28 protein-coding genes are annotated in these 24,235 nt (G+C 27.1%); all 28 read right to left on the minus strand.

The features are described 5' to 3' along the window. Positions 1-6: 6 nt before the first annotated feature. Complete coding sequence (locus JFY71_RS10405; RefSeq protein ID WP_243660720.1) at positions 7-780, minus strand: phosphatidate cytidylyltransferase; 774 nt, start codon at positions 778-780, stop codon at positions 7-9. Further along, positions 780-1,511 (minus strand): isoprenyl transferase, encoded by a 732-nt coding sequence (locus tag JFY71_RS10410; RefSeq protein ID WP_243660721.1) that lies wholly within the window; start codon positions 1,509-1,511, stop codon positions 780-782. The genes JFY71_RS10405 and JFY71_RS10410 overlap by 1 nt, the downstream gene beginning before the upstream one ends. Positions 1,512-1,519: 8 nt before the next feature. Beyond that, a complete protein-coding gene (frr, locus tag JFY71_RS10415) occupies positions 1,520-2,077 on the minus strand; it encodes a ribosome recycling factor (protein ID WP_243660722.1) in 558 nt (185 codons plus the stop codon). A 1-nt stretch (position 2,078) separates the two neighbouring features. After that, positions 2,079-2,792 carry a UMP kinase gene (pyrH, locus tag JFY71_RS10420; RefSeq protein WP_243660723.1) on the minus strand — a complete coding sequence of 238 codons (714 nt, stop codon included), beginning with the start codon at positions 2,790-2,792 and terminating at the stop codon, positions 2,079-2,081. Positions 2,793-3,070: 278 nt separating this feature from the next. Then, positions 3,071-3,742 carry a translation elongation factor Ts gene (gene tsf / locus JFY71_RS10425; RefSeq protein WP_243660724.1) on the minus strand — a complete coding sequence of 224 codons (672 nt, stop codon included), beginning with the start codon at positions 3,740-3,742 and terminating at the stop codon, positions 3,071-3,073. A 71-nt stretch (positions 3,743-3,813) separates the two neighbouring features. Continuing rightward, complete coding sequence (rpsB, locus tag JFY71_RS10430) at positions 3,814-4,608, minus strand: 30S ribosomal protein S2 (protein ID WP_243660725.1); 795 nt, start codon at positions 4,606-4,608, stop codon at positions 3,814-3,816. Between the two features lie 134 nt (positions 4,609-4,742). Continuing rightward, positions 4,743-6,803 (minus strand): type I DNA topoisomerase, encoded by a 2,061-nt coding sequence (gene topA / locus JFY71_RS10435; RefSeq protein ID WP_243660726.1) that lies wholly within the window; start codon positions 6,801-6,803, stop codon positions 4,743-4,745. Between the two features lie 19 nt (positions 6,804-6,822). Continuing rightward, on the minus strand, positions 6,823-7,887 hold the full coding sequence (gene dprA, locus JFY71_RS10440) for a DNA-processing protein DprA (protein ID WP_243660727.1): 1,065 nt from the start codon (positions 7,885-7,887) through the stop codon (positions 6,823-6,825). A gap of 8 nt (positions 7,888-7,895) precedes the next feature. Continuing rightward, positions 7,896-9,311, minus strand: a complete 1,416-nt coding sequence (locus tag JFY71_RS10445; RefSeq protein WP_243660728.1) for an FAD-dependent oxidoreductase — start codon at positions 9,309-9,311, stop codon at positions 7,896-7,898. 154 nt (positions 9,312-9,465) lie between these two features. Continuing rightward, positions 9,466-10,368, minus strand: a complete 903-nt coding sequence (locus JFY71_RS10450) for an RluA family pseudouridine synthase (RefSeq protein WP_243660729.1) — start codon at positions 10,366-10,368, stop codon at positions 9,466-9,468. Further along, positions 10,365-11,042, minus strand: coding sequence for a uracil-DNA glycosylase (locus tag JFY71_RS10455; RefSeq protein WP_243662168.1), 678 nt, complete (start codon positions 11,040-11,042; stop codon positions 10,365-10,367). The genes JFY71_RS10450 and JFY71_RS10455 overlap by 4 nt, the downstream gene beginning before the upstream one ends. Further along, positions 11,039-11,497, minus strand: coding sequence for a signal peptidase II (gene lspA, locus JFY71_RS10460; protein WP_243660730.1), 459 nt, complete (start codon positions 11,495-11,497; stop codon positions 11,039-11,041). Before lspA ends, JFY71_RS10455 begins: the two co-directional genes overlap by 4 nt. A gap of 7 nt (positions 11,498-11,504) precedes the next feature. Continuing rightward, positions 11,505-12,278: a YlmH/Sll1252 family protein gene (locus JFY71_RS10465; protein WP_243660731.1), complete on the minus strand. Its 774-nt coding sequence runs from the start codon at positions 12,276-12,278 to the stop codon at positions 11,505-11,507. A gap of 15 nt (positions 12,279-12,293) precedes the next feature. After that, a complete protein-coding gene (locus JFY71_RS10470) occupies positions 12,294-12,794 on the minus strand; it encodes a cell division protein SepF (protein ID WP_243660732.1) in 501 nt (166 codons plus the stop codon). A gap of 11 nt (positions 12,795-12,805) precedes the next feature. After that, complete coding sequence (locus JFY71_RS10475) at positions 12,806-13,498, minus strand: YggS family pyridoxal phosphate-dependent enzyme (protein ID WP_243660733.1); 693 nt, start codon at positions 13,496-13,498, stop codon at positions 12,806-12,808. 8 nt (positions 13,499-13,506) lie between these two features. Next, positions 13,507-14,679 (minus strand): biotin/lipoyl attachment domain-containing protein, encoded by a 1,173-nt coding sequence (locus tag JFY71_RS10480; RefSeq protein ID WP_243660734.1) that lies wholly within the window; start codon positions 14,677-14,679, stop codon positions 13,507-13,509. Positions 14,680-14,841: 162 nt separating this feature from the next. Next, positions 14,842-15,411, minus strand: a complete 570-nt coding sequence (gene pyrE / locus JFY71_RS10485; protein WP_243660735.1) for an orotate phosphoribosyltransferase — start codon at positions 15,409-15,411, stop codon at positions 14,842-14,844. 9 nt (positions 15,412-15,420) lie between these two features. Beyond that, complete coding sequence (locus JFY71_RS10490; protein ID WP_243660736.1) at positions 15,421-16,317, minus strand: dihydroorotate dehydrogenase; 897 nt, start codon at positions 16,315-16,317, stop codon at positions 15,421-15,423. Further along, positions 16,304-17,038, minus strand: a complete 735-nt coding sequence (locus JFY71_RS10495) for a dihydroorotate dehydrogenase electron transfer subunit (RefSeq protein ID WP_243660737.1) — start codon at positions 17,036-17,038, stop codon at positions 16,304-16,306. Before JFY71_RS10495 ends, JFY71_RS10490 begins: the two co-directional genes overlap by 14 nt. After that, positions 17,025-17,882: an orotidine-5'-phosphate decarboxylase gene (gene pyrF, locus JFY71_RS10500; RefSeq protein ID WP_243660738.1), complete on the minus strand. Its 858-nt coding sequence runs from the start codon at positions 17,880-17,882 to the stop codon at positions 17,025-17,027. Before pyrF ends, JFY71_RS10495 begins: the two co-directional genes overlap by 14 nt. Position 17,883: 1 nt before the next feature. Further along, complete coding sequence (locus tag JFY71_RS10505) at positions 17,884-18,312, minus strand: aspartate carbamoyltransferase regulatory subunit (protein WP_243660739.1); 429 nt, start codon at positions 18,310-18,312, stop codon at positions 17,884-17,886. Next, entirely contained in the window at positions 18,312-19,232 is a 921-nt protein-coding gene (gene pyrB, locus JFY71_RS10510) for an aspartate carbamoyltransferase (RefSeq protein WP_243660740.1), read from the minus strand. Before pyrB ends, JFY71_RS10505 begins: the two co-directional genes overlap by 1 nt. Before the next feature lie 84 nt (positions 19,233-19,316). Continuing rightward, positions 19,317-20,123, minus strand: a complete 807-nt coding sequence (locus tag JFY71_RS10515) for a Cof-type HAD-IIB family hydrolase (protein ID WP_243660741.1) — start codon at positions 20,121-20,123, stop codon at positions 19,317-19,319. A gap of 35 nt (positions 20,124-20,158) precedes the next feature. Continuing rightward, a complete protein-coding gene (locus JFY71_RS10520) occupies positions 20,159-21,397 on the minus strand; it encodes a glutamate-5-semialdehyde dehydrogenase (protein WP_243660742.1) in 1,239 nt (412 codons plus the stop codon). Beyond that, positions 21,390-22,187, minus strand: coding sequence for a glutamate 5-kinase (gene proB / locus JFY71_RS10525; protein WP_243660743.1), 798 nt, complete (start codon positions 22,185-22,187; stop codon positions 21,390-21,392). Before proB ends, JFY71_RS10520 begins: the two co-directional genes overlap by 8 nt. A 71-nt stretch (positions 22,188-22,258) precedes the next feature. Beyond that, positions 22,259-22,798: a class IV adenylate cyclase gene (locus JFY71_RS10530; protein WP_243660744.1), complete on the minus strand. Its 540-nt coding sequence runs from the start codon at positions 22,796-22,798 to the stop codon at positions 22,259-22,261. Continuing rightward, positions 22,798-23,520, minus strand: coding sequence for a glucosamine-6-phosphate deaminase (gene nagB / locus JFY71_RS10535; RefSeq protein WP_243660745.1), 723 nt, complete (start codon positions 23,518-23,520; stop codon positions 22,798-22,800). Before nagB ends, JFY71_RS10530 begins: the two co-directional genes overlap by 1 nt. A gap of 41 nt (positions 23,521-23,561) precedes the next feature. Beyond that, entirely contained in the window at positions 23,562-24,233 is a 672-nt protein-coding gene (locus JFY71_RS10540) for a metallophosphoesterase (protein ID WP_243660746.1), read from the minus strand. Positions 24,234-24,235 lie beyond the last annotated feature (2 nt).

Below are 24,235 nucleotides of genomic sequence, written 5' to 3' on the forward strand. Positions count from 1 at the left end.
CATTCATTATAAAAATGAATATATTAAATATATATATGGAGCAGTAAATAAAACACTATCAAAACGATCTAATACTCCTCCATGTCCTAAAAATATTGTGCCATAATCTTTAGTATTTGATATTCTTTTAAATTTAGATGCACATAAATCACCGATTTGAGATATTACTGAACCAATAGAGGCAATAATAACTAATTGCATCTTATTGTCAAATTTAAAAACAACGGCAAATATGTAAGTTAGAATAGCAGCTCCTATAATTCCACCAATAGCACCTTCAATGGATTTTTTGGGACTTAGTTTTTCAATTAATTTATGTTTGCCAAAAACAGAACCTACTAGATATGCAAAAGTATCTGTACCCCATGAAGTTATATATACTAACCATATAAGCATAGTATCAGATAATAATATTAGTCTACTAAAAGACAGCGTAATATAAGTTACTACAAAGATTTGTAAAAAGGCTGTTTTATGATCAAATAAATCAAAAAAAGTCATCATTATCATTACAAATAATGTGTAAACTAAAATTATACTACTCTCTATATTTGTATATCCAAAATATACAGTTAGTAACAGCAGTAAAGAAAAAATAAACGCTAACAAATAGTTAGGTTTATATTCTAGTTTTTTCATAATATTAAAAAATTCATAAATTCCAACTAAAGATAAAAAAGTCGTCAGTAATAATAAATAGGTTTTTCCTAGTATTGTAAAACCAATTAATACGGCTACTAACACAATACCTGTTAATGCTCTAATAATTAAATTTTTCATTATACTCCTCCAAACCTTCTATTACGACTTTGATAATCTATAATAGCTTTAAATAATTCATCTTCTTTAAAATCAGGCCATAAGCAATTAGTAAAATATAATTCAGCATATGCTGTTTGATATAATAAAAAATTGCTTAATCGCATATCTCCACCTGAACGAATTAACAAATCAACATCTGGTTGATTTGTTGTATATAAATAGTTTTTAAAAATATCTTCATCAATATTATTAATATTAATTTTTCCTAAATTAAAATCTTCAAGAATATTTTTTGTTGCATTTACAATGTCATCTCTACCGCCATAATTTAAAGCTATATTTAAAACCATTCCGGTATTTGTACTTGTTTCATTACAAGCTTTAACAATAGCATTCTTAGCTTTAGTAGGAAGTTTTGATATATCTCCAAGAGTAATAACTTTAACATTATTCTTTTTTAATTTATCTAGTTGTATTTCTACATAATAAACTAATAAATCCATAAGAGAATTTACTTCTAACACTGGTCTTTTCCAGTTTTCAGTAGAAAATGCATAGACACTTAGAAATTCAATACCAATATTGCTAGCAACTTCTACTATTTCAACTACTCTTTTCATACCTTCTTGATGCCCTTTAAATCTAGGAAGAAATCTTTTTTTTGCCCATCTTCCATTACCATCTAAAATAATTGCAACATGTTTAGGAATATTATTTGAATCAATTTTATTAAGTAAACTCTCTTGCATATTCTCTCCTAGATCTCCATTAACTCGTCTTCTTTTGTTTTTGTAATGGAATCAATTTCAGCAGTATATTTATTAATCAAATCTTGAATTTCTTGTTCTCCAGTTCGTAACTCATCTTCAGATATTTCTGAGTTTTTTTCTAATTTTTTTATTGCATCCATTGCTTCTCTTCTACTATTTCTCAAAGCTACTTTAGCATTTTCAGCATACTGTCTAACTAATTTAGCTAAATCCCTTCTTCTTTCTTCTGTTAATGCAGGAAATGGAAGTCTAATAATTTTTCCGTCATTTGAAGGAGTAATACCTAAATTTGATTGTAGAATACTTTTCTCTATTGCCGATATAGTTGAAACATCCCATGGTTGAATGGTCAATAACCTTGCTTCAGCAACATTAATAGTAGATACTTGATTTAATGGAGTTTGTGTTCCATAGTAGTCTATAGATAAATTATCTAACAAAGCAGGATTTGCTCTCCCAGCCCTAATAGTTTTCAAATCCTCTTTATAGGAATTTATTGTTTTTTGCATTTTTGTTTCTAAATTTTTCAATACGTCAGTATACATATTAGTCTCCTTTCACCTTAGTTCCAATATTATCTCCACAAGCTACCTTTATTAAATTATTTGGATCATCAATTCCAAAAACAACCACTGGTATATTATTATCCATACATAGAGATGTGGCTGTTGAATCCATTATACCTAAACCTTGATTTAATATATCTATATATGATAATTCATCATATTTAATAGCATCATCATATTTATTAGGATCTTTATTATAAATTCCGTCTGTTCCTGTTTTACCTAATAAAATTACATCTGCATTAATTTCTGCAGCTCTTAAAGCTGCTGTTGTATCTGTTGAAAAATATGGTAAACCGGCACCGGCACCAAAGATTACTACTCTATTTTTTTCAATATGCCTAATGGCTCTTCTTCTTATATATGGTTCGGCTACTGCTTTCATTTCTATTGCAGTTTGTACTCTAGTATCTACTCCTAAATTTTCAAGTGAAGCTTGTAATCTCAATGCGTTAATTACTGTACCTAACATCCCCATACTGTCAGATGTAGATCTATCTATTTTTTCAGAGGAACGTCCTCTCCAAAAATTTCCTCCACCAACTACTATTGCTAGTTCTAGACCTAAATTATGAACTTCTTTTATAGATTTACAAATATCATCTATAACATCGTCATCTAGTCCATGACCTTTACCACCTGAAAGGGCTTCTCCACTTAATTTTATTATTGCTCTTTTATAGGCTAAATTCAAATTATTCCTCCCATACTATTTTTTATAAATACGAACAAGATAAATGTTCACATAAAAATTCTATTATATATCTTTAATATCATATCATTTACAACTTACTTTTTCAACAGAAGTAAGTTTAGGAAATAACTGAATTAAGCAGTTTTATGTAATAAGAAATTGAAAGAAAATATTTGTTAATATTTAATTATTTTATTTGCTTTCATAATATTGTTACACTTAAAAAAATAGACATAATTAAGATTATGTCTATTTTAAAATATTATTTAATTTATATTCTAGTTACCCATTTGTTTAGCAACTTCTTCTGCAAAGTCCTCTTCTCTTTTTTCTAATCCTTCTCCAACTTCATATCTTACAAATCTACGGATTTTAATATTTTCTCCAATTTTTGAAATTAGGTTATTTAAAAGAGTTTGAACATTTATGCTAGGATCTTTAATGTATGCTTGGTCTAATAGACAAATTTCTTCATAGAATTTACCCATTCTACCTTCTACCTTTTTCTCTGCAATCATTTTTGATTTTTCAGGATCCATTCCTTTAGCAGCATTTTCGTTCATTGCTTGATGAATTAAAAATTCTTTTTCTTTAGCAACTTCTTCTGCAGGAACATCTTCTCTTGAAACGTATTTTGGAGATGAAGCAGCAACTTGCATAGCAATATCTTTAACAAATTGTTTAAATTCTTCATTTTTAGCAACGAAATCAGTTTCAGAATTCACTTCTACTAAGGCTGCAATTCTACCACCATGTATATATGCTTCAACTAAACCTTCAGAAGCAATTCTACCAGCTTTTTTAGAAGCACCAGCAAGTCCCTTTTCTCTTAAAATTTCCATTGCTTTTTCCATGTCTTCATTAGCTTCTTGTAAAGCCTTTTTAGCATCCATCATACCAGCACCAGTTTTATCACGTAATTCTTTAACCATTGTAGCTGTTATAGCCATTAATATTCCCCCTTAAAATTTATAATAAATCAGAACAAAAGGTAAGAGATATATTACTCTTACCATTTTTATTATGAGTTAATTTCTTCTGAAGCCTCTTTTATTTCCTCTTCAGTAACTTCTTCTACTTTAGCAGTTTCCTTATTTTCAACTTCTGCTTCTGCTTCAACATCATCATGTTGAGCACCTTGGTTAGCTTCAATTACTGCATTTGCTACAACACCTGTTATTAATTTTACAGCTCTTATAGCATCATCATTACCAGGAATTGGAATGTCTACATCATCAGGATCTGTATTTGTATCAACTACCCCAACTACAGGTATTCCTAAAATATGTGCTTCATGTACTGCTATTTTTTCTTTCTTAGGATCTATAACAAATAGAACATCTGGTAAGCCATTCATGTCTTTAATTCCACCTAAGAATTTTTCCAATCTATCTTTTTCATGTCTTAGTTGAATTACTTCTTTTTTTGGTAAAACGGCAAATGTACCATTTTCTTCCATATCCTCTAATTCACGAAGACGTCTAATTCTACTTTTGATAGTTTTGTAATTTGTAAGCATACCACCTAACCATCTTTGACTAACATATGGTTGTCCTGATCTTTTAGCTTCTGTTTCTATAGCTTCTTGAGCTTGTTTCTTTGTGCCTACAAATAATACTTTACCACCATCTGCTACTATATCTCTTATATAGTTATAAGCCTCTTCAATTTGTTTTACAGTTTTTTGTAAATCTATAATATAGATTCCATTTCTTTCTGTAAAAATAAATTTTTCCATTTTTGGATTCCATCTTCTAGTTTGATGTCCAAAATGTACACCAGCCTCTAACAGGCTTTTCATTGATACTACTGCCATTAAATAAATCCCTCCATTGTTTTTTTACCTCCATTTACTTCAACTTAATTAAGTACTATTTAGCAACTCTTAATTAATCCATAAATGTGCGTATTCCTCAAGTATAATACCATAAAAGGATTAATTTTACAAATTTATTTTACATAATCACATTTTTCATTAGAACATTTAATTTCATCTACTTTTCTATTTTTCTTATGAACTAAAATTGAATTACATTTAGGACATTTCTCATCTATTGGTTTATCCCAAACAGCAAAGTCACAATTTGGATAATTGCTACAACCATAAAAAAGCTTTCCTCTTTTTGAAACTTTTTCAATAATCTCTCCACCACATTTAGGACATTTAACCCCTGTACCTTTAATTATGGCTTTTGTATATTTACAATTAGGAAATCCTGAACAACCTATAAATTCTCCATTACGTCCATGTTTTATGACTAATTGTGAACCACATTCTGGACAAAACTCATCAATTTTTTTATCTTCAACCTTATAGGTATTCGTATCTGATTTGGCTTTTGCTAAATTTTCTTCTAAACTATCATAGAATTTTGAAATAGTATTTTTCCAATCTAAATCATATTCTTCAATTTTATCTAATTCATCTTCCATTTCAGCTGTAAATTTTTGATTTATTATATCGCTAAAATACTTTAATAAGAAAGCATTAACATTTTCACCTAGTTCAGTAGTGAAAAATTTCTTTTTATCTAATTTTACATAGTTTCTTTTTAAAAGACTGCTTATAATTGAAGCGTAAGTACTAGGTCGTCCTATACCATCTTCTTCTAATGTTTTTACCAAGGAAGCTTCAGTAAACCTTGCTTTTGGCTTAGTAAAATGTTGAGTTTTATCAATTTTACTTGTGTTAATTATTTCATTTTCTTCAACTGTAGGCAATAGTACATTCTTATCCTCAACAGAATAAATTATAGTAAAGCCTTTAAATAATTCAATGTTTCCATTAGCTTTAAAGACAAAATTGTTATTTAAAAGGGTAATATTAGTTGATTCATATTGGGATTGTGTCATTTGGCTAGCTACTACTCTATTCCAAATAAGTCTGTATAATTTATACTGATCATTGCTTAAATAATCCTTTAACGAATCAGGAGTTCGTATTATAGAACTTGGTCTTATAGCTTCATGTGCATCTTGAGCCCCTTTTTTATTTTTCCCATAACTATTACCTTTTGAAGCATACTGACTGCCATATTTGTTTTTAATATATTCTAAGGCTTCATTAATTATATCTTTAGAAATTCTTGTAGAATCCGTTCTCATATAGGAAATTAAACCAACAGTACCTTCATTTCCTATACTAATACCTTCATAAAGCTGTTGTGCTACAGACATGGTTTTGGATGCAGAAAAACCTAATTTTCTATTTGCATCTTGTTGTAACGTACTTGTTGTATATGGAGGATAAGGGTTTCTTTTCTTTTTAGTTTTTTTAATGTTTGAAACCATGAAATTATTTAAATCTAAGTTACTAATAATTTCTTCTGCCTCATTAATATTTTTTAATTCTTTTTTTTCTTCTTTACCTTTAACTAACTCTCCATAAAAAGATGATTCAAAATTAATTTTATCCTTAAGATGAGTGGCTTCAATTGACCAGTATTCTTTTGGAACAAATTCCCTAATTTCCTTTTCTCTTTCACATAGTAAACGCAAGGCTACTGATTGTACTCTACCGGCACTAAGTCCACTTTTGACCTTTTTCCAGAGAACAGGAGATATTTCATAACCTACAAGTCTATCTAATACCCTTCTAGCTTGTTGAGCATTTACTAGATTCATATCTATTTTTCTAGGATTTTTTACAGCTTCTTTAACTGTTGATTTAGTAATTTCATTAAATTCAACTCGATTTTTTTCATTAGGATCTAATCCTAATAAATTACTAAGATGCCAAGAAATTGCTTCACCTTCTCTATCCGGGTCTGTTGCAAGAAATACTTTTTCAGATTTTTTTGCTTGTTTTTTTAATTCTTTTATTATGTCACCTTTGCCCCTAACATTAATATATTGAGGTTCAAAGTTGTTTTCTATATCGATTCCCATTTTACTCTTAGGAAGATCTCTTAAATGTCCAACAGAAGCTACGACTTTATAATTACTTCCAAGCATTTTTCCAATAGTCTTTGCTTTTGTTGGAGACTCTACAATAACTAAATTCTTTGCCAACTGTATTTTCCTTTCATATTTAAACAGTAGAAAACTTTCCACCTTTTAATTCAATAATATAACCATTAAGTTCAAGTATTGTCAAGACCACATTTATATTATCTATTTTAATATTAGTAGTAATAGATAGTTCATTAGCAGTTTTAGGTTCTTTTAATAGCTCGTTATAAATGATTTTTTCTTCATCATTTGAAAATTGAATATTGATACTATCCTTTTTTACATCTCTATACTCAATCTCTTCAAGTATATCATCAATGGATATTAATATTTTAGCACCATCTTTTATAAGTAAGTTAGTACCTTTACTATAAAGACTGTTAATATTTCCAGGTAATGCAAAAACTTCTTTACCTTGTTCAGCTGCGTAGTTAGCAGTAATAAGAGTACCTGATTTTTCCATAGCCTCTATTACGACTACTCCTTGCCCTATTCCAGAGATTATCCTATTTCTATAAGGGAAATTATATCCTAAAGGTTGTGTTCCTAAAGGATATTCAGTTATAATTGCACCATTTTTCAAAATTTCATTATAGACTTTATAATTATTCTTAGGATATATTATATCTATACCGTTTCCTAAAACAGCTATAGTCCTATTATTATTTTGTAATGCCGTTTCATGAGCTATTTTATCTATACCATATGCTAGACCTGAAATAATTGGAATATTATAATATGAAAGCTCTTTTGCTATTTTTGAACATGCCCAGGAACCATAGCTTGTACATTTTCTTGCTCCTACAATAGAAACACCTAAATAATCATCTTCTAAGAGAGTTCCTCTGTAATATAAAATTAAAGGATAATCATCAATAAATCTTAGGTTTTTAGGATAATTGTCATCATCATAAAAAACTATATTTACATTTAGTTTTTTAATCCTTTTTATATAATCACTTATATTAAAATCTATATTATTGATTATTTTCTTTACTGTTCTTTTATCAATATTATCTAATTCATATAATAATTTATAATTTGATTTGAAATCCTTATACGAGTTAAATAATTTTAATATCTTTTGTATATTTCTATTTGAAATTCCAATAGCATTTAAAAATAAAACAATATTTCTATCCATAATATCAGTTAAATATTTTCCTTTAAATCTTTTATTAATTTAAATCTATCCACTCTATCGACATCTTTTATTTCTATATCTGTTCTATAGTCTAGATTAATATTCTTATTTTCTAATATTTCTTTAATTTTAGGTTTGCAACGTCTTCCTTGACACATACCCATACCTGCCCTAACTCTACGTTTAATAGCATCAATAGTATTAATAGGAATAGGTCTATTAAAACATTCCATTATTTCCTCTTCTGTTTTTTCTTCACAAATACATATTAAGTTGTCTTTATTACTCTTATTATGATTATAATTTCCATAACCCTTTCTATACGGATTGAAGGATTGGTTTTCTTCTAATGTAAAACCCTTGTTTTTTAAAATATCTACTATATACTCTGCTATAGCAGGAGATGAAGTTAGTCCTGGAGATTGAATGCCTGCCACGTTAATAAAATTTTTAATAGCACTTTCTTCAATAATAAAATCATCATTATTAGAAACTGCTCTAACTCCAGAAAAGGTTCTAATTATTTTATTAATGTTTATTTTGTCTGTAACTAGTAGAGATTTTTTGTAAATCTCTACTAGTCGCTGCGAATCTGTATTAAGATTTGCAGTATTTTCATCTAAAGCATCTGGTCCTATTATTAAATTTCCGTACACTGTTTTTGAAACTAAAATTCCTTTTCCTAACTTAGTAGGCATTTGAAAAAGAACAGAATTGATTTTACCCCCTTCACTTTTATCAAAAACAAAGTATTGTCCTGATCTAAACTTTAAATTAAATGAAAAATCATTTACCATATTAGCGATTTTTTCAGCACCTAATCCTGCACAATTTATAATAATTTTACTTCTAAAGCTCTTATTTGTTGTAATTACTTCAAAATAGTCGTTATTGTTTTCAATCTTTTTTACTTCTTCATTTAAAAACAACTTAACACCATTGTCAATAGCATTTTCTATTAATGCAATTGTAAATTCAAAAGGAGAACAAATACCCGCTCCTTCACAAAAAAGTGCATATTTGAAATTTTCATTTATATTAGTTTCCATTTTTTTAATTTCATTAGAGTCAATTATTTTTATATCATTTAAACCGTTTTTAATTCCATTTTCTTCTAAATTTTTCAAATTGTCTAAATCATCTTCTGATTCAGACAGTACTAAAGATCCTGTTTTCAAATATCCGAAATTTAATTCTTTATTTAATTGTTCAAATTTCTTTCTACCTTTGAAACAAATTCTTCCTTTTAACTTTGTGTGTTCTTCGGCGTAACCTCCATGGACAATAGCAGAATTCGCTTTACTTGATCCCATGCAAACATCAGGTTCTTTTTCAATAATACCAATGTTTAATTTATATTTTGAAAGTTCTCTAGCTATATTAGCACCGACTACACCTGCTCCAATTATTAAAATATCAAACATAAAAACCTCCTTTTACTATTATATAATAACAAAAAAGATGAATATGGTGAAATAAAAGTATAATGAAGGAATTTTTATATTATGAGAAAATATTTTTTGTAATATAAAAAGCCATATATAGTATTGAGTAAAACTATATATAGCTTTTGTAAAATTAAAATAATTTTTTTACTGCAGATTTAAATGTATCGTCTGGTTCTGCCGAAACAGTAAGTTTGTCACCAGTTACAGGATGATTAAATTCCAATTTATAAGCGTGAAGTAATTGAGAGTTAAAATTTACTTTTTCATTTTTTTGTCCATAAATTTTATCTCCTACTATACAATGGTGTATATATTTAAGATGAACTCTAATTTGATGAGTTCTGCCAGTATCTATATTGATTTTTAGTAAACTATAATTTTCATTAGATAATATTGGAAAAATTCTAGTAACAGCTTCTTTACCAATATCTTTTCTTACTGACATTTTTTTTCTATCCTTTATATGTCTTCCAATAGGAAAATTTAAAACTAAGGAGTCTTGAATTCTTCCATGAACAATTGCTAAATAGGTTTTCTTTACTCTTCTATCCTTAAACATTTTTTGCAAAAGCAAGTGTATATTATTGTCTTTAGCAATTATAATGAGTCCAGTAGTGTCTTTGTCAAGTCTATGTACAATACCAGGTCTAAATGGTAAGTCTAAATCTGATAGTTTTTCAAATCGATACATAATAGCATTGACTAAAGTCCCTTCTGTAATTGATTCAGTTGGGTGTACTATCATATTTACCGGTTTATTAATAATAGCTAGGTACTCATCTTCATAAACTACATCTAAGAATATATTCTCCGGCTTTATACTTATATCTTTTTTTTCTGGAATTGAAACTAAAATAATATCACCAAAAACTACCTTCGTGCTGGGCTTTGCTATTTTATTATTTAACAAAATAGAATTATCTGAAAATAGATTTTTTATAAAACTTCTAGAATAATCTTTAAAGTAACTTGTTAAATATTTGTCTATTCGCACCTCTTCAGAAGAATCTACTTTTATTTCAAATTCATTCATATATTTTCAATCTGCCAATCTATTGGTTCAATATTGTTTTGTAGTAGAAAATTATTACATTTAGAAAAGGGTTTACTACCAAAAAAACCTCTATATGCTGATAAAGGTGAAGGATGAACAGATTTTAAAATTAAATGATCCTTGTTTTCTATAAGCTTTTCTTTATTAATTGCATTTCTTCCCCAAAGAATAAAAACTAATGGTTTTTCACGTTCTCCAAGAATTTTAATTATTTTATCAGTTAAAATCTGCCAGCCTAAATCTTTATGTGAATTAGCAGCTCCTGCCCTAACTGTTAAGGAAGTATTTAGTAATAACACTCCTTGATTTACCCATTTCATAAGATATCCATTATTTGGAATATAACAACCTAAATCATCCTTTAATTCTACAAAAATATTTTGTACTGAAGGCGGTTTTCTAACTCCAGGTAATACTGAAAAACTATGACCATGAGCTTGATTTGGACCATGATAGGGATCTTGTCCTAATATAACAACTTTAACATCCTTATAATCCACTTTTTTTAATGCGTCAAAAATTAAATCCATAGAAGGATAAATTTTAAAATTCATATACTCTTTCTTTAATATTTCTCTAAGATTTAAATAATATTCTTTTTTAAATTCATCTTTTAATAACAAATCCCAACTATTACCTAAATTAACCATTATACTCCCTCAAAATCCTTTGTAAAAATAATAGCAATAATTAATAAGATACATCCTGAAACTACAAAAATATCTGCAAAATTAAATACAGGAAATTCATAGCCATTAAAAAAAGTATATGATATAAAATCTATTACATACCCTCTGAAAATCCTATCTATTAAATTTCCAATCGCTCCACCTATTATTAAGGATAAACTAATTAATGAAATTAAGCTGAATTTACTATAATTTTTTATTAAGGTAACAACTAATGCTAAAATTATTATTATAGTAACAGCTAATAAAATTATTTTTTTATTTTGGAAAAATCCAAAAGCTGCTCCTCTATTTTCTACATAGACTAATTGAAGTTTTTTTCCAATTAATTCAATAGAATTGTTTTTTAAACCTAAAGCTTTGTATTTTGTAAATTGATCTATAATCAAAGCTAAAGCTATTAATATTCCAGATAACATAATTCTCCTACTCATATTTTATATACTCTATTTTATATTTATTTTTTTTAGTAACACCTAAAACTTTCAAAAATTTAAATCTTCCAAATCCTTTTATGGAAATAATATCCCCTTCATTTAACTCGTAATGTGATTTTTTAATCTCCTCATAATTAACTTTTATTTTTCCTGAATTTAACAAACTGCTAGTTTTATTTCGTGGATAATTTATAATTTCAGAAATTATTAAATCCAATCTAAGAGAAGAAACAATTGCAAAATATTTTTTAGTATTTTCAATTAAATTATTAAAAGAAAATTCGTTGTCAAGAGAAAAGCTGACATTATATTTTGAAATTGACAATAAATTTTGTAGAATATAGTTTGTTAAAGAACTTCTTAGAACTATAGCCATTTTTTTATCTGTAAATAAAATATCACCTATCTTACTTCTATTTACACCTAACGCTAGAAGCGATCCTAGTACATCTCTATGATTTATATTATCTATTACGGGAGCACTTATTATATTTATGTATTCATATATATTCAATGAATCTATATAAGAACTTACAAGTATGCAATTTCTTTCACATATATTAAGGTTAGGAATAACCATATAATCAAGATTTGAATAGGTATTAATACTACTTATACAATAATTTATTTCATTAGGTGTAAGAAAATCAGAGCAATAGGTGCCTCCCTTTTTTTCTACAACAAATAGACTATCAATAAATTTTTTGATAGTCTGTTTAGTTTCAATATCTTGTATATGATTTAGTATTTTTGAATATTCCATGTTCATCTCTATAAATTATAATTGATAGTATCCTTTACTTTGTATTTGATCTTTGATTTTCCCATCTATTTCAAGTTCTTTTGGTGCTATTACAAAAATATCTTTAGTAACTTTTTGCATTTTACCATTAATTGAATAAATACCACCGCTTACAAAATCAAAGGTTTTTCTTTTAGTATCAACATCTAACATTTCTAGGTTTAGAACAACTATATTTTTAGAAATTATATCATCTAAAACCAATGGAGCATCATCAAATTTTATAGGTTCATGAATAAGAATCTTTACTCTATCAGATACATAATTATCCTTAATACTTACAACATTGCTCTTTTTAAATTTATTGCTAGATGATTCATTATCGTTTTCGCTATAATAATTATTTGAACTACTATTTTTATTTACAGAAGGCCCTTCATCATAGTAATCATCTTCATAGTAATCATCATTGTAGTAATCATCTTCATAATTATCATCTAAACCAATTAAATTCTTAAATTTATCAAAAACTCCCATATTTTCCTCCATTAATCATAATTTCTTTCTCCAAAAATACTAGTACCAATACGAATCATATTTGAGCCTTCTTCAATAGCAACTTTATAATCATGACTCATTCCCATTGATAAGTATTCCATTGTAATATTTTTAAACTTTTTACTAGCTAAATTTTCATAAATATCTTTAAGTTTCTTAAAATAAACTCTTACTTTTTCTAAATCTTCAAAATAAGGTGCAACTGTCATTAGTCCTTTAACTTTAACATAATTACATTCCTCGATTTTTTCAATTAGTTCTGGTAAATCTTCTTCATGTAATCCTGTTTTACTCTCTTCTTTTGCTAAATTTAACTCGATTAAACAATTAAAAACATAATTATTGTTTTTACCTCTTTTTTCTAATTCTTTTAACAAGGACAATCTATCTAATGATTGAATTAATTTCACTTTGTTAACTAAATATTTTACCTTATTTGTTTGTAAATGACCAATCATATGAAAGATTATATCAGAATTATTTAATTCTTCATACTTTTTTATTAACTCTTGTACCTTGTTTTCACCAAATTCCAATTGACCACTATTATATGCTTCTAGAACTCTATTTGAATCTACTGTTTTTGAAACAGCAATAAGAGTTATATCTCTTTCAATAGAAAGTTCAGATTTTATATTTTCAATATTATTTTTAATTTCGTTTAAATTACTGCTTATACTCATTTTATCACCTATTCTAACAATTCTCCTAATTTTACTTTTTTAGGATTTTTAATTATTTCATCATAAGGATTTATAGTTTCCATTTCCTTACCATTAATTTTAATTAATCCTTTATTACCATAATTTACAATCGCTGTTTTATCCTTTATTGTTATAACTTCCACAGGTCTAAAAACAACTACCCCGCTAGGTTTTTTTATATAAACTCCCACTGTGTCTTTATTTGTTGTTAAAGATTTTTCTGGAATTTTATATGATTTTGTGGAAAAATTTACTATATCTATATTATAAAATCTATTATCACTAATAGAATCAAAATTTGTATCAAAATAAGCTGCTATTGTAAATATTTTATTATTTAATTTAATATCCTTTACAGTACCAGTAATATATGTATCGTTAATTTTAATGGTAATATCTCCACCAACTTCATAAGATTTTTTCACATCTTTGCTATTTACTGTAAAAATCATACCAAAATAATTGTTATTAACGATTTTTAACCCATTTTTATGAGATTCTTTATCAAGATCTAAGTTTTCAATGTCTAAATCCAATAGATTTAAATCCATTCTATATATGTTAAATATATCCTCATATCCATCAACTTCGGTAAAAAGAACACCTGCATTTTTAGATTTAATTTTTTGACCATTTGACTCTAAGACAGACTTATAAATATTATTTTGACTTTCCAGATATTTTTTATATTCAATTTCATGATCTTCGTAATTATCTATCGGTAACTCTCCTATTTTTGAATAGTTATAATCATGAATACTCTCGACAATATCTTCAATAGGAAGTGTTTCTTGATTTTTGTTTTTTTCTTTTAGTTTTTCTAATTCATTATTTATAATGTCTATATTTAGACCAAATTTATTTGTAAAATCATTAATTGAACCTAAAGATGTGTCGACAGATATTCTTGAAGTACTTTTTGCATTTAGATTTATATTTTCATCATAGGCATATATATGTTCATCTTTTAAAATAATTGCATTTGTATTAATTTTTTCCTCATATATTACTGGAGAATCTAGAATAATAGTATTATTTTTAACAAATTTAACATAAATATTTTTAATCAATATTAATAATATAAAAAGAAAAATTAGCGAAAAAATATTTATTTTAAATTTCTTTTTATTAGTTTTGTTTTTTGATTTAATTTTATTCATATAATCCCCTAAATTATTATAACATATTAAAGTATACAATACTCATATCTAGCATAATATTTAGTCTTAAATTTAATTAGTTATCATACAAATATCCTTAAATTTTGTATATAAAAAAAGTAGACATAATAAATATATGCCTACCTTTTATTATATTTTAATTTAGAATTTTTTTCTACTACCAGGTTTTACTAGTTCAATATTCTTTTCACATAATGGACAATTTTCTTTATCATAGGTGTTAATTTCTAAAGCAACTGCAGAAAATAACTTTGTTCCTATATCCTTTCCACCTGTTCTATCAACTAAAGAAGCTATACCTACTACTTTTCCACCATAATCTTCAATTACTTTTATAGTTTCTAACGAGCTTTTTCCTGTTGTTACCACATCTTCAACAACTAGTACATTTTGTCCTTCTTTTATTTCGAAACCTCTACGTAAAGTCATTTCATTATTTTCACGCTCAGTAAAAATTGCAGGAACTCCTAATGCTCTACCAAGTTCATAGGCAATTATAATTCCACCCATGGCAGGTCCTACAACAATATCTATTTTTTCATCCTTTAATTTTTCTTTTAATACTTGACAAACCTCTTCAGCTTTTTCAGGGTATTGTAATAATTTAGCACATTGTACATATTTATCACTATGTTTACCAGATGAAAGTAAAAAATGTCCTGTTAATAAAGCATCACTTTCTTTTAAAAGCTCTACAATTCTATTTTCCATAATTTCCTCCTATATTATTCCTGTTATTTCACTTAAATCTTTAATATTTTCCTTTATCATAAATCTTTCTATACCATCTATAATATCTTCCATAATATTTGGTTGGATAAAGTTTGCAGTACCAACTTGCACAGCTGTAGAACCGGCCATAATAAATTCAATAGCATCTTGCCAGTCCATTATGCCACCCATTCCTACTATTGGAACATCAACAACGTCATGTACTTCTTTAACCATCCTTAAAGCAATTGGTTTAATTGCTGGTCCAGACAAACCGGCAGTAACATTCTTAAATATTGGTTTTCTTTTATATATATCAATAGCTAATGCATTAAATGTGTTTACAAGTGATAGACTATCGGCACCGGCTTCAACACAAGAAATAGCCATTTCTTTAATATTTTCTGCATTAGGAGATAATTTAACCATTAAAACCTTATTTGTTTTTTCTCTAACTTTTTTTACAATATCAAAGGCAATATCACATTTAATTCCAAAGGCCATTCCACCTTCTTTTACATTTGGACATGAAATATTTAATTCAATAATTTCTATATCTGTTTCTTCTATTAATTCTATGCTTTTTAAATAGTCCTCAACTTGTGAGCCACCAATATTAGCAATTATTTTTGCATCAAATTGTTTCATAAAATCCAAATCATTTTTTATAAACTCAGATACTGAAGGATTTTGTAGTCCTATACTATTCATTATACCTGATGCTGTTTCATGAATTCTTCTTCCCTCATTACCGTCTTTTTTATAGTAGGTTAAACCTTTGGTTGAAATACCACCAATTTTATTTAAATCTACATAAGGTTCAAATTCTCTACCAAAACCAAAAGTTCCTGAGGCTGCTATTACTGGATTATTAAATTCCACTCCACAAATATTAACTTTCAACATCAAATATCACCTCACTACCATCAAAAACCGGTCCTTCATGACAAACTCTTTGAATTCCTTTTGTAGTGTTTATAGCACATCCTAGGCAAGCTCCAATGCCACAAGCCATATGAGCTTCTAAAGAATAATAGGATTTAGCTTTTAAATTTAATTTTTTCAAGGAATTCATCATAGGATTTGGTCCACAAGCATAAATTACATCGTATTTATCTTCTATATAATCAGTTACAAATCCTTTTTTTCCTTCATTACCATCATTTGTTGTAATTACAATATTATCTACAAAATTACTCATTTCATCCATTAAATAACTGGAAGTTCTAAATCCTGCAAATAAATCTACTTTACAATCTAATTTTCTAGCAAGATACTTCATAGGAGCAAGACCTATTCCTCCTGATACTAAAGCAACCTTTTGATTATTAACAATTGGAAACCCATTACCTAAAGGCCCTAAAATTTCAACTTTTGCTCCTTTTTTCAAGTTAGATAATATTCCTGTTCCTTTACCTACTACTTGATATAAAAAGGAAATTTTATTATTTTCTAAGTCAAAAATACTCAATGGTCTTGGTAAAAGAGGATACTCATCCCATCCTCTAACCATGTAAAATTGACCAGGTTCTCCTTTGAAACTCCCTTCTAATTCAATCAAAAATATATCATTATCTATTTGTTCATTTTTTATAATTTTTCCACTAACATAGTTATTTTTTTCCATAAATATCATTCCTCATATTTTCAACTGCTTGTCTAGTATATTCTTGGAATTTATTTTCTCCATCTTCATGTTTTTTATAAGCAGTAATTATACCTCTAGAAGAATTAACAACACCTCCATTAAAATCATCTAAATATAATCTTATGTCCTCTGCTTTACCACCTTGAGCACCATAGCCAGGTATTAAGAAAAATGACTTTTTAAATCTTTCTCTTATTTCAGTAGCTTCTTCACTGTAGGTTCCACCTACTACAAAACCTAAGGAACTATAACCACATTCACCAATAAATTCATCAGCCATTTTATAAATATTTTCACCAATTTCATAATATAAGGGTTCGTTCTTATATTCCAAATATTCAATATCTTTTGCTCCAGGATTTGAAGTTCTTAAAAGCACAAAAGCTCCTTTTTCTCCAGATTTAAAATAATCAAAATATGGAGTAATACTATCATATCCCATATAAGGATTTAATGTTATAAAATCTACTTCAAAATCACCACTAAAATGAGCCTTTGCATATTCCTTTGCTGTAGCGGCAATATCTCCTCTTTTAACATCTCCAATAGAAAGGGCATTTTTTTCTTTTAAATATTTTAATGTTTTTGAATAAGCTTTTAAGCCTTCTAATCCCATTGCTTCATAATAGGCTATTTGAACTTTAAATATACCTGTAATATCATTTGTACAATCTATTATTTGTTTATTAAATTCAAAAACTATATCAGCAACATTACTTGATTTGTTTTTTATATTTTCAGGTATGTAATCTAAACTAGTATCAAGTCCTACACAAACAAATCCCTTGTCTTTTACAGAATCATATAATTTATCAATTATCATTTTATCCCTCCATGTCATATATTTGATCACAATATTCACATTTGTATAATGAATTTTCTCTATCGACTAAAGCAAATTTATGAACAATATTTCTTTCACTAGTGGAAATACATCTTGGATTTTTGCATTTTATAACATTTTCAATATATTCTGGCAAAGTCATATTAATTTTTTCAACTATTTTTTGATCTTCTATAATATTTACAGTTAAGTCTATATCTATAATAGCAAGAGCAGTCAAGTCTATATCTATAACATTTTCAATTTTAATCATATCTTTTTTGCCAAATTTCTTTGAAGATGCATTCATAATTAATGCAACAGAGTAATCTGCTTTGTCTAATCCTAACATTTCAAATATAAGATGTCCATGACCAGGTTTTATATGATCAATTACGATTCCTTTGTTTATACTATTTATATTTAACATTATTTCACCCCTAGTAACTTTAAAATAAGAGCCATTCTTACAATTACACCATATTTAACTTGTTCAAAATATAATGCTCTTTTATCAGAGTCAACTTCTACACTTATTTCATTAACTCTTGGCAATGGATGTAGAATTGCTAAATCTTCTTTTGCTTTTTTTAATTTTTTATTATCAAGAATATAACTATCCTTTAATCTAATATAGTCCTCTTCATTAAAAAATCTTTCCCTTTGAACCCTTGTCATGTATAAAATATCTAATTCATGAATAATATTTCCCAATCTTTCCTCTTCAATAAATTCAATATTATTGTTTTTTAAATTTATTTTAATATATTCAGGAATTTTTAATTCTTCAGGAGAAATAAAAACAAATCTATTGCCTTTATGTTGGGACATGGCTTTAACTAAAGAATGTACAGTTCTACCAAACATCAAATCACCACATAAACCTATTGTTAAATTCTCAAAAGTTTTTTTACTTTCTAAAATAGTTAACATATCTGTTAGAGTTTGCGTTGGATGTTGATGTCCCCCATCTCCTGCATTTATTAATGGTACAGATGTATAATCCTTTGCTAATGTAGAAGATCCTTCCTTAGGATGTCTCATTGCAATTATGTCAACATAACTGCCGACAGTTCTTATAGTGTCAGCTAGACTTTCTCCCTTTGCTGTTGAAGAAGATTGACTTTCAGAAAATCCTATACAATCCCCTCCTAATCTGTGTATTGCAGATTCAAAACTTAATCTTGTTCTTGTTGATGGCTCAAAAAAAAGAGTCCCTAGAATTTTTCCATTACATAAATTAGAAAAATTCTCAGGACTCTTTATAATGTCTTGAGCTAATAACATAATATCCATAATCTCAGAATTTGTAAAATCATTAATTTCAATTAAATTCCTACCTTTAAGCATTACTTTCCTCCTCAGACATTTAAATTAATATTTGTTTAATTTTTTTCCTTAAATACAATACCATTTATAAAAAAAAATGTCAAATTATAAAAAGTATTTTTTTATAATTTTAACTACTCCATGATTGTCATTAGAATCGGTAATTTCGTCAGCAACATCCTTTAATCCTGTCATGGCGTTTTTCATGGCTACACCCTTTCCTGCATATTGTATCATTTCTATATCATTTTCACCATCACCAATTGCAACTATTTCTTCTCGATTAATATTATAAGAATCTGCAATATATTCTAAAGCTCTTCCTTTAGATATATCATTTCTATTTATTTCTAAGAAAAATGGTAGGGAAAAAAATAATTTTGAGGAGTTATTATTTTTTTCGTATACCGATTTGAATTTTAATAAATTTTCATATTCATCTGTAATTGCAACTTTATTTACTTTATTATACAAATTGTTTTCTTTTAAAAATTTATCTAAATCTCCTACTTCTGTAGCTGGATAATCTGTAAATTTATCTATAATTTTTCCAAATTCATTTTTCTTAGAAGCAATAAAGGAATCATTTTCTATAAAGAGTATTGAATTAAAGTTCATTCTCTTTGACAAATCAATAGAGTATTTTACATGTTCTTCTGGTAAGGTTAAATTCATAATATGATCAACACCATCGGAAGTAGTAATAATAGCTCCATTCATTGAACCAACTAATCCATTTAATCCAATTTGGTCAGATAAAGAAACTATGGATTTAGGTTCTCTACCTGATATAATAGTAACTTTTATTCCTTTATTTATTAAAAATTTTATATGTTTTTTTGTTTCTGAATCAATAATATGTTTACTTGTTAAGGTTGTGCCGTCCAAATCTAATGCTAATAATTTATACATCCATTTCTCCTAAATATCCAGATAGAAAATATCTTCTACCTAACCTGTCCATTTCCTAATATAATATATTTTTCTGATGTTAGTTCTTCAAGACCAACAGGTCCTCTTGCGTGTAATTTTTGTGTTGAAATACCCATTTCAGCACCTAAACCAAATTCAAAACCATCTGTAAATCTACTTGATGCATTTACATATACACAAGCACTGTCTACTAAATTCAAAAATTTATTACTATTATCATAATCTTTTGTTACTATAACTTCAGAATGATTTGTACTAAATTTTCTTATATGCAAAATTGCTTCGTCTATGGAATCAACTACCTTCAAAGAAAATGCATAATCTAAATATTCCCTTGCATATTCCTCATCAGTAGCATCTTCAATATCTCCTAATTTAAATTTAGATATTTCATCTCCATATACTGTAATACTGTATTTATCAATAATCTTTTTTAATTTTGAATAAAAATCATCGCTTACGTTTTTATGCACAAGAAGTGATTCCATAGCATTACAAACGCTTATTCTTTGAGTTTTAGCATTTTCAATAATATCTATTGCCATATCAATATCTGCATACTCATCTACATATACATGACAATTTCCATCTCCTGTTTTTAAAACAGGAACTGTAGAATTTTGTACAACGGATTTTATTAGTCCTGCACTTCCTCTTGGTATTAATAAATCTACACATTTATCTAATTTCATCAATGCATTAGCACTTTCTCTTGTAGTATCTTCAATTAATTGAACAAAATTTTCATTAAAACCCAATTCTTTAATAGATTCTCTTATTATTTTCACTATAGCTTTATTTGATTCAATTGCCTCTTTACCACCTCTAAGAATTAAGCTATTTGATGATTTTAAACATAAAATACTACATTCTAATGTTACATTTGGTCTTGATTCATAAATTATACCTATTACTCCCATTGGAATTCTTTTTTTACCAATTTGAAGTCCATTAGGCAACACTTCCATATGGTTAATAGCTCCTATAGGATCTTTTAAATCCCTAACCTTATTTGCAGAGTCAACCATTCCTAAAATACGTTCCTTATTTAGTAAAAGCCTATCTATTAAACCTTCACTTAGTCCATTTTTTCTTCCATTTTCTATATCGATTTTGTTTGCACTTATAATATCTTCCTCATATTTTATTAAATTATCGGAAATTTTATTTATAATATTATTTTTATCTATTGTCGATAATAGACTTAAATCAAAAGAAGATTCTTTTGATTTTCTACCAATTTCATTAATCATTTTTTTTACTCCTAAAATATGTTCCTATTTCTTTTCCTTCAAGGATATCCTTGATTATTTTCATATCTTTTCCATTTGCTAAAACTACATCTATCCCTTTTTCCATACACAAATTTGCTGCACTAATTTTTGTAACCATTCCACCTGTTCCAACTTTAGAATTAGTTCCTTGAGCACAACTTTTTATTTCTTCTGTAATAGTATCTACATTTTTAATTAATTCTGCATCACTATTTTCTCTAGGGTCACAAGTGTATAATCCGTCAATATCAGATAAAAGAACCAATAAGTCCGCATCTATAATTCTAGATACTATTGCAGATAAAGTATCGTTATCTCCAAATTTAATTTCAAAGGTTGAAATAGTATCATTTTCATTTATTATTGGAATAACATTTAGATTAAAAAGTTCTTTAAAAGCATTTTTAGCATTTGTAAGCATTAACTCATCTGTTTCAATATGTTTAGTCAATAGAATTTGAGCACCATGATAGCTAAATTCGCCTAGAATCCTATTATAGGTGTTCATTAGTGCAACTTGTCCTACTGCTGAAGCAGCTTGTTTAAGTGCAGTTGTATTAGGACGATCTTTTAAGTTCAATCTCTTAGAACCAGCAGCAATTGCTCCTGATGATACCAATACAACTTCATATCCATGATTTTTAGCATCACTTAATTGCCAACATAAATCAAATATCTTTCTTAAGTTTATATCACCATTTTCATGGGTAATTGAGGACGATCCAACTTTTATTACTACTCTTTTTAAATTTTTAGCAAACTCTCTCATAGCATCTCCTACCTTATGTCAATTATATTTATTATAGCAAAGTAATAAAATAAAAAAAAGAGAGCTTTTAGCTATCTTCTTAATTCTTCTTGTAATTGTGTTATTGATTTAAGAGAAATATGTTTTTTATCTATATTTAGTTCATTTAATAATTCATATAATTCTTCATTTGTATTTGCTTCTATTTCAATATAGGGGTAAGGATAAGTATCCTTATCCCATATATCAAAATCAATTCTTAAATTTTTATATTTATATGAAGTTCTTTCCTTTGTTCCAACAATATATTTGTCTAATTTTAAATTTTTCAATATTTCAATTAAATTTTCTTTATTATCAAATTCAATAGTATATTCTAAGTTTTCTCTAGCATATTGATTTCTAATTTTCTTCTTAAAGGTAAGCTCATTTTTTGACAAGTTATTTAATAGATTTTTAGTTTCCCTAATTCTTAAATAACAATCTTCATCAATTAATGGAAAATTTGTTGAATCAATAACAGTATTTGTTTGAAATTCATGTGCAATTAAAGTTGCACCTTTTTCTTTTAACAATTCTTCATAGTAATTAAAGTCAAGTCCTAATAATTTAAACTCTAATTCCCTCTCCACTATTTTACTCCAACTGAACTTTCATCGATTATAACAGTAGTATCTTGATGTAATTGTAATAAGGAAACCGGCCAATTGGTACTTATTTTATTACTATTAAGCAAATAGTCAGTTGCTTGTTCTTTATTTTTACCACTAATTAATATAATAATTTTTTTTGCAGTAAATATTGTTCCAATCCCCATAGAAATTGCCTTTGTTGGAACGTCTGATTCCTTTTCAAAAAATCTTGAATTGGCTTTAATTGTACTTTCAGTTAATTCTACTATACTTGTTTTTGCATTAAGTTCTTCACTTGGCTCATTAAAAGCAATATGGCCATTTGAACCTAAACCAAGAATTTGTAAATCAACACCACCAATATCTCTTATTTTATTTTCATAGTCATCAATTTCTTTTTCAGGATTATTTATACCACTAGGAATATTTATATTTTCCTTATTTACATTAATATGTTTAAATAAATTTTCATTCATAAAATAATTATAGGATTGGTCATTATCTTCACTTAAGCCAATGTATTCGTCTAAATTATATGTTGAAATTTCAGAAAAATCTAATCCATTCTTATACTCTTTTATTAACTTTTCATATAGTCCTAACGGAGTAGAGCCGGTTGCTAAACCTAGTATGGAATTCTTTTTCTCATTAATTTGCTTTACAACTAATTCACAAGCTTTTTTACTCATTTCATCATAGTTTTTTGTGTATATTATTTTCATGTTTTTAGTCTCCTTATTAAATTTTATATATTAAAAATAAGTTAATATATTAATTTAGGAATAAAATTTAAGTAGTCACTAGAAGTACAAAAATACTTTATTCCATCTACTGTACCCTCAATTATATTACTTAGTCCTGGACCATGCAAATGTCCATATATGCAAATTTCAATATTATATTTTTTTAATATTGAATGGAAGTCATTAGGAATGCCTTTTTTATCAAATGGAGGATAATGTAACATTGCAATTTTTTTATTACATGTCTTTGCTGTTTTTATACTCATTTCAAGTCTTAATAATTCTCTTTTAAAAACATTAAACTCATCCGAATCCTCATTACAATCTTCCCATCCTCTAGTTCCAACAATAGAAATTCCATTAAAATCATAGGAGTTGTTTTGTAAAAAAAACATATTATTTAAATTCAAATCATTAATTTTTTTTAATGAACTCCACCAATAGTCATGATTTCCCTTAATTAACACTTTTTTTCCAGGAAGATTCTCTATTCTAATTAAATCATTATAGGCTTCGTTAATAGTCATTGCCCAAGAAATATCACCTGCTATTAAAACTATATCATTATCTTTAACTACTTCTTTCCAATTTTGAAATATTCTATTTTCATAATTATCCCAATTTTCACCAAATAATTCCATAGTTTTATTACCGGTATAATCTAAATGTAAATCTGAAATGCTATATATCATAT

The organism is Miniphocaeibacter halophilus (assembly GCF_016458825.1).
Lineage (GTDB): Bacteria > Bacillota > Clostridia > Tissierellales > Peptoniphilaceae > Miniphocaeibacter > Miniphocaeibacter halophilus.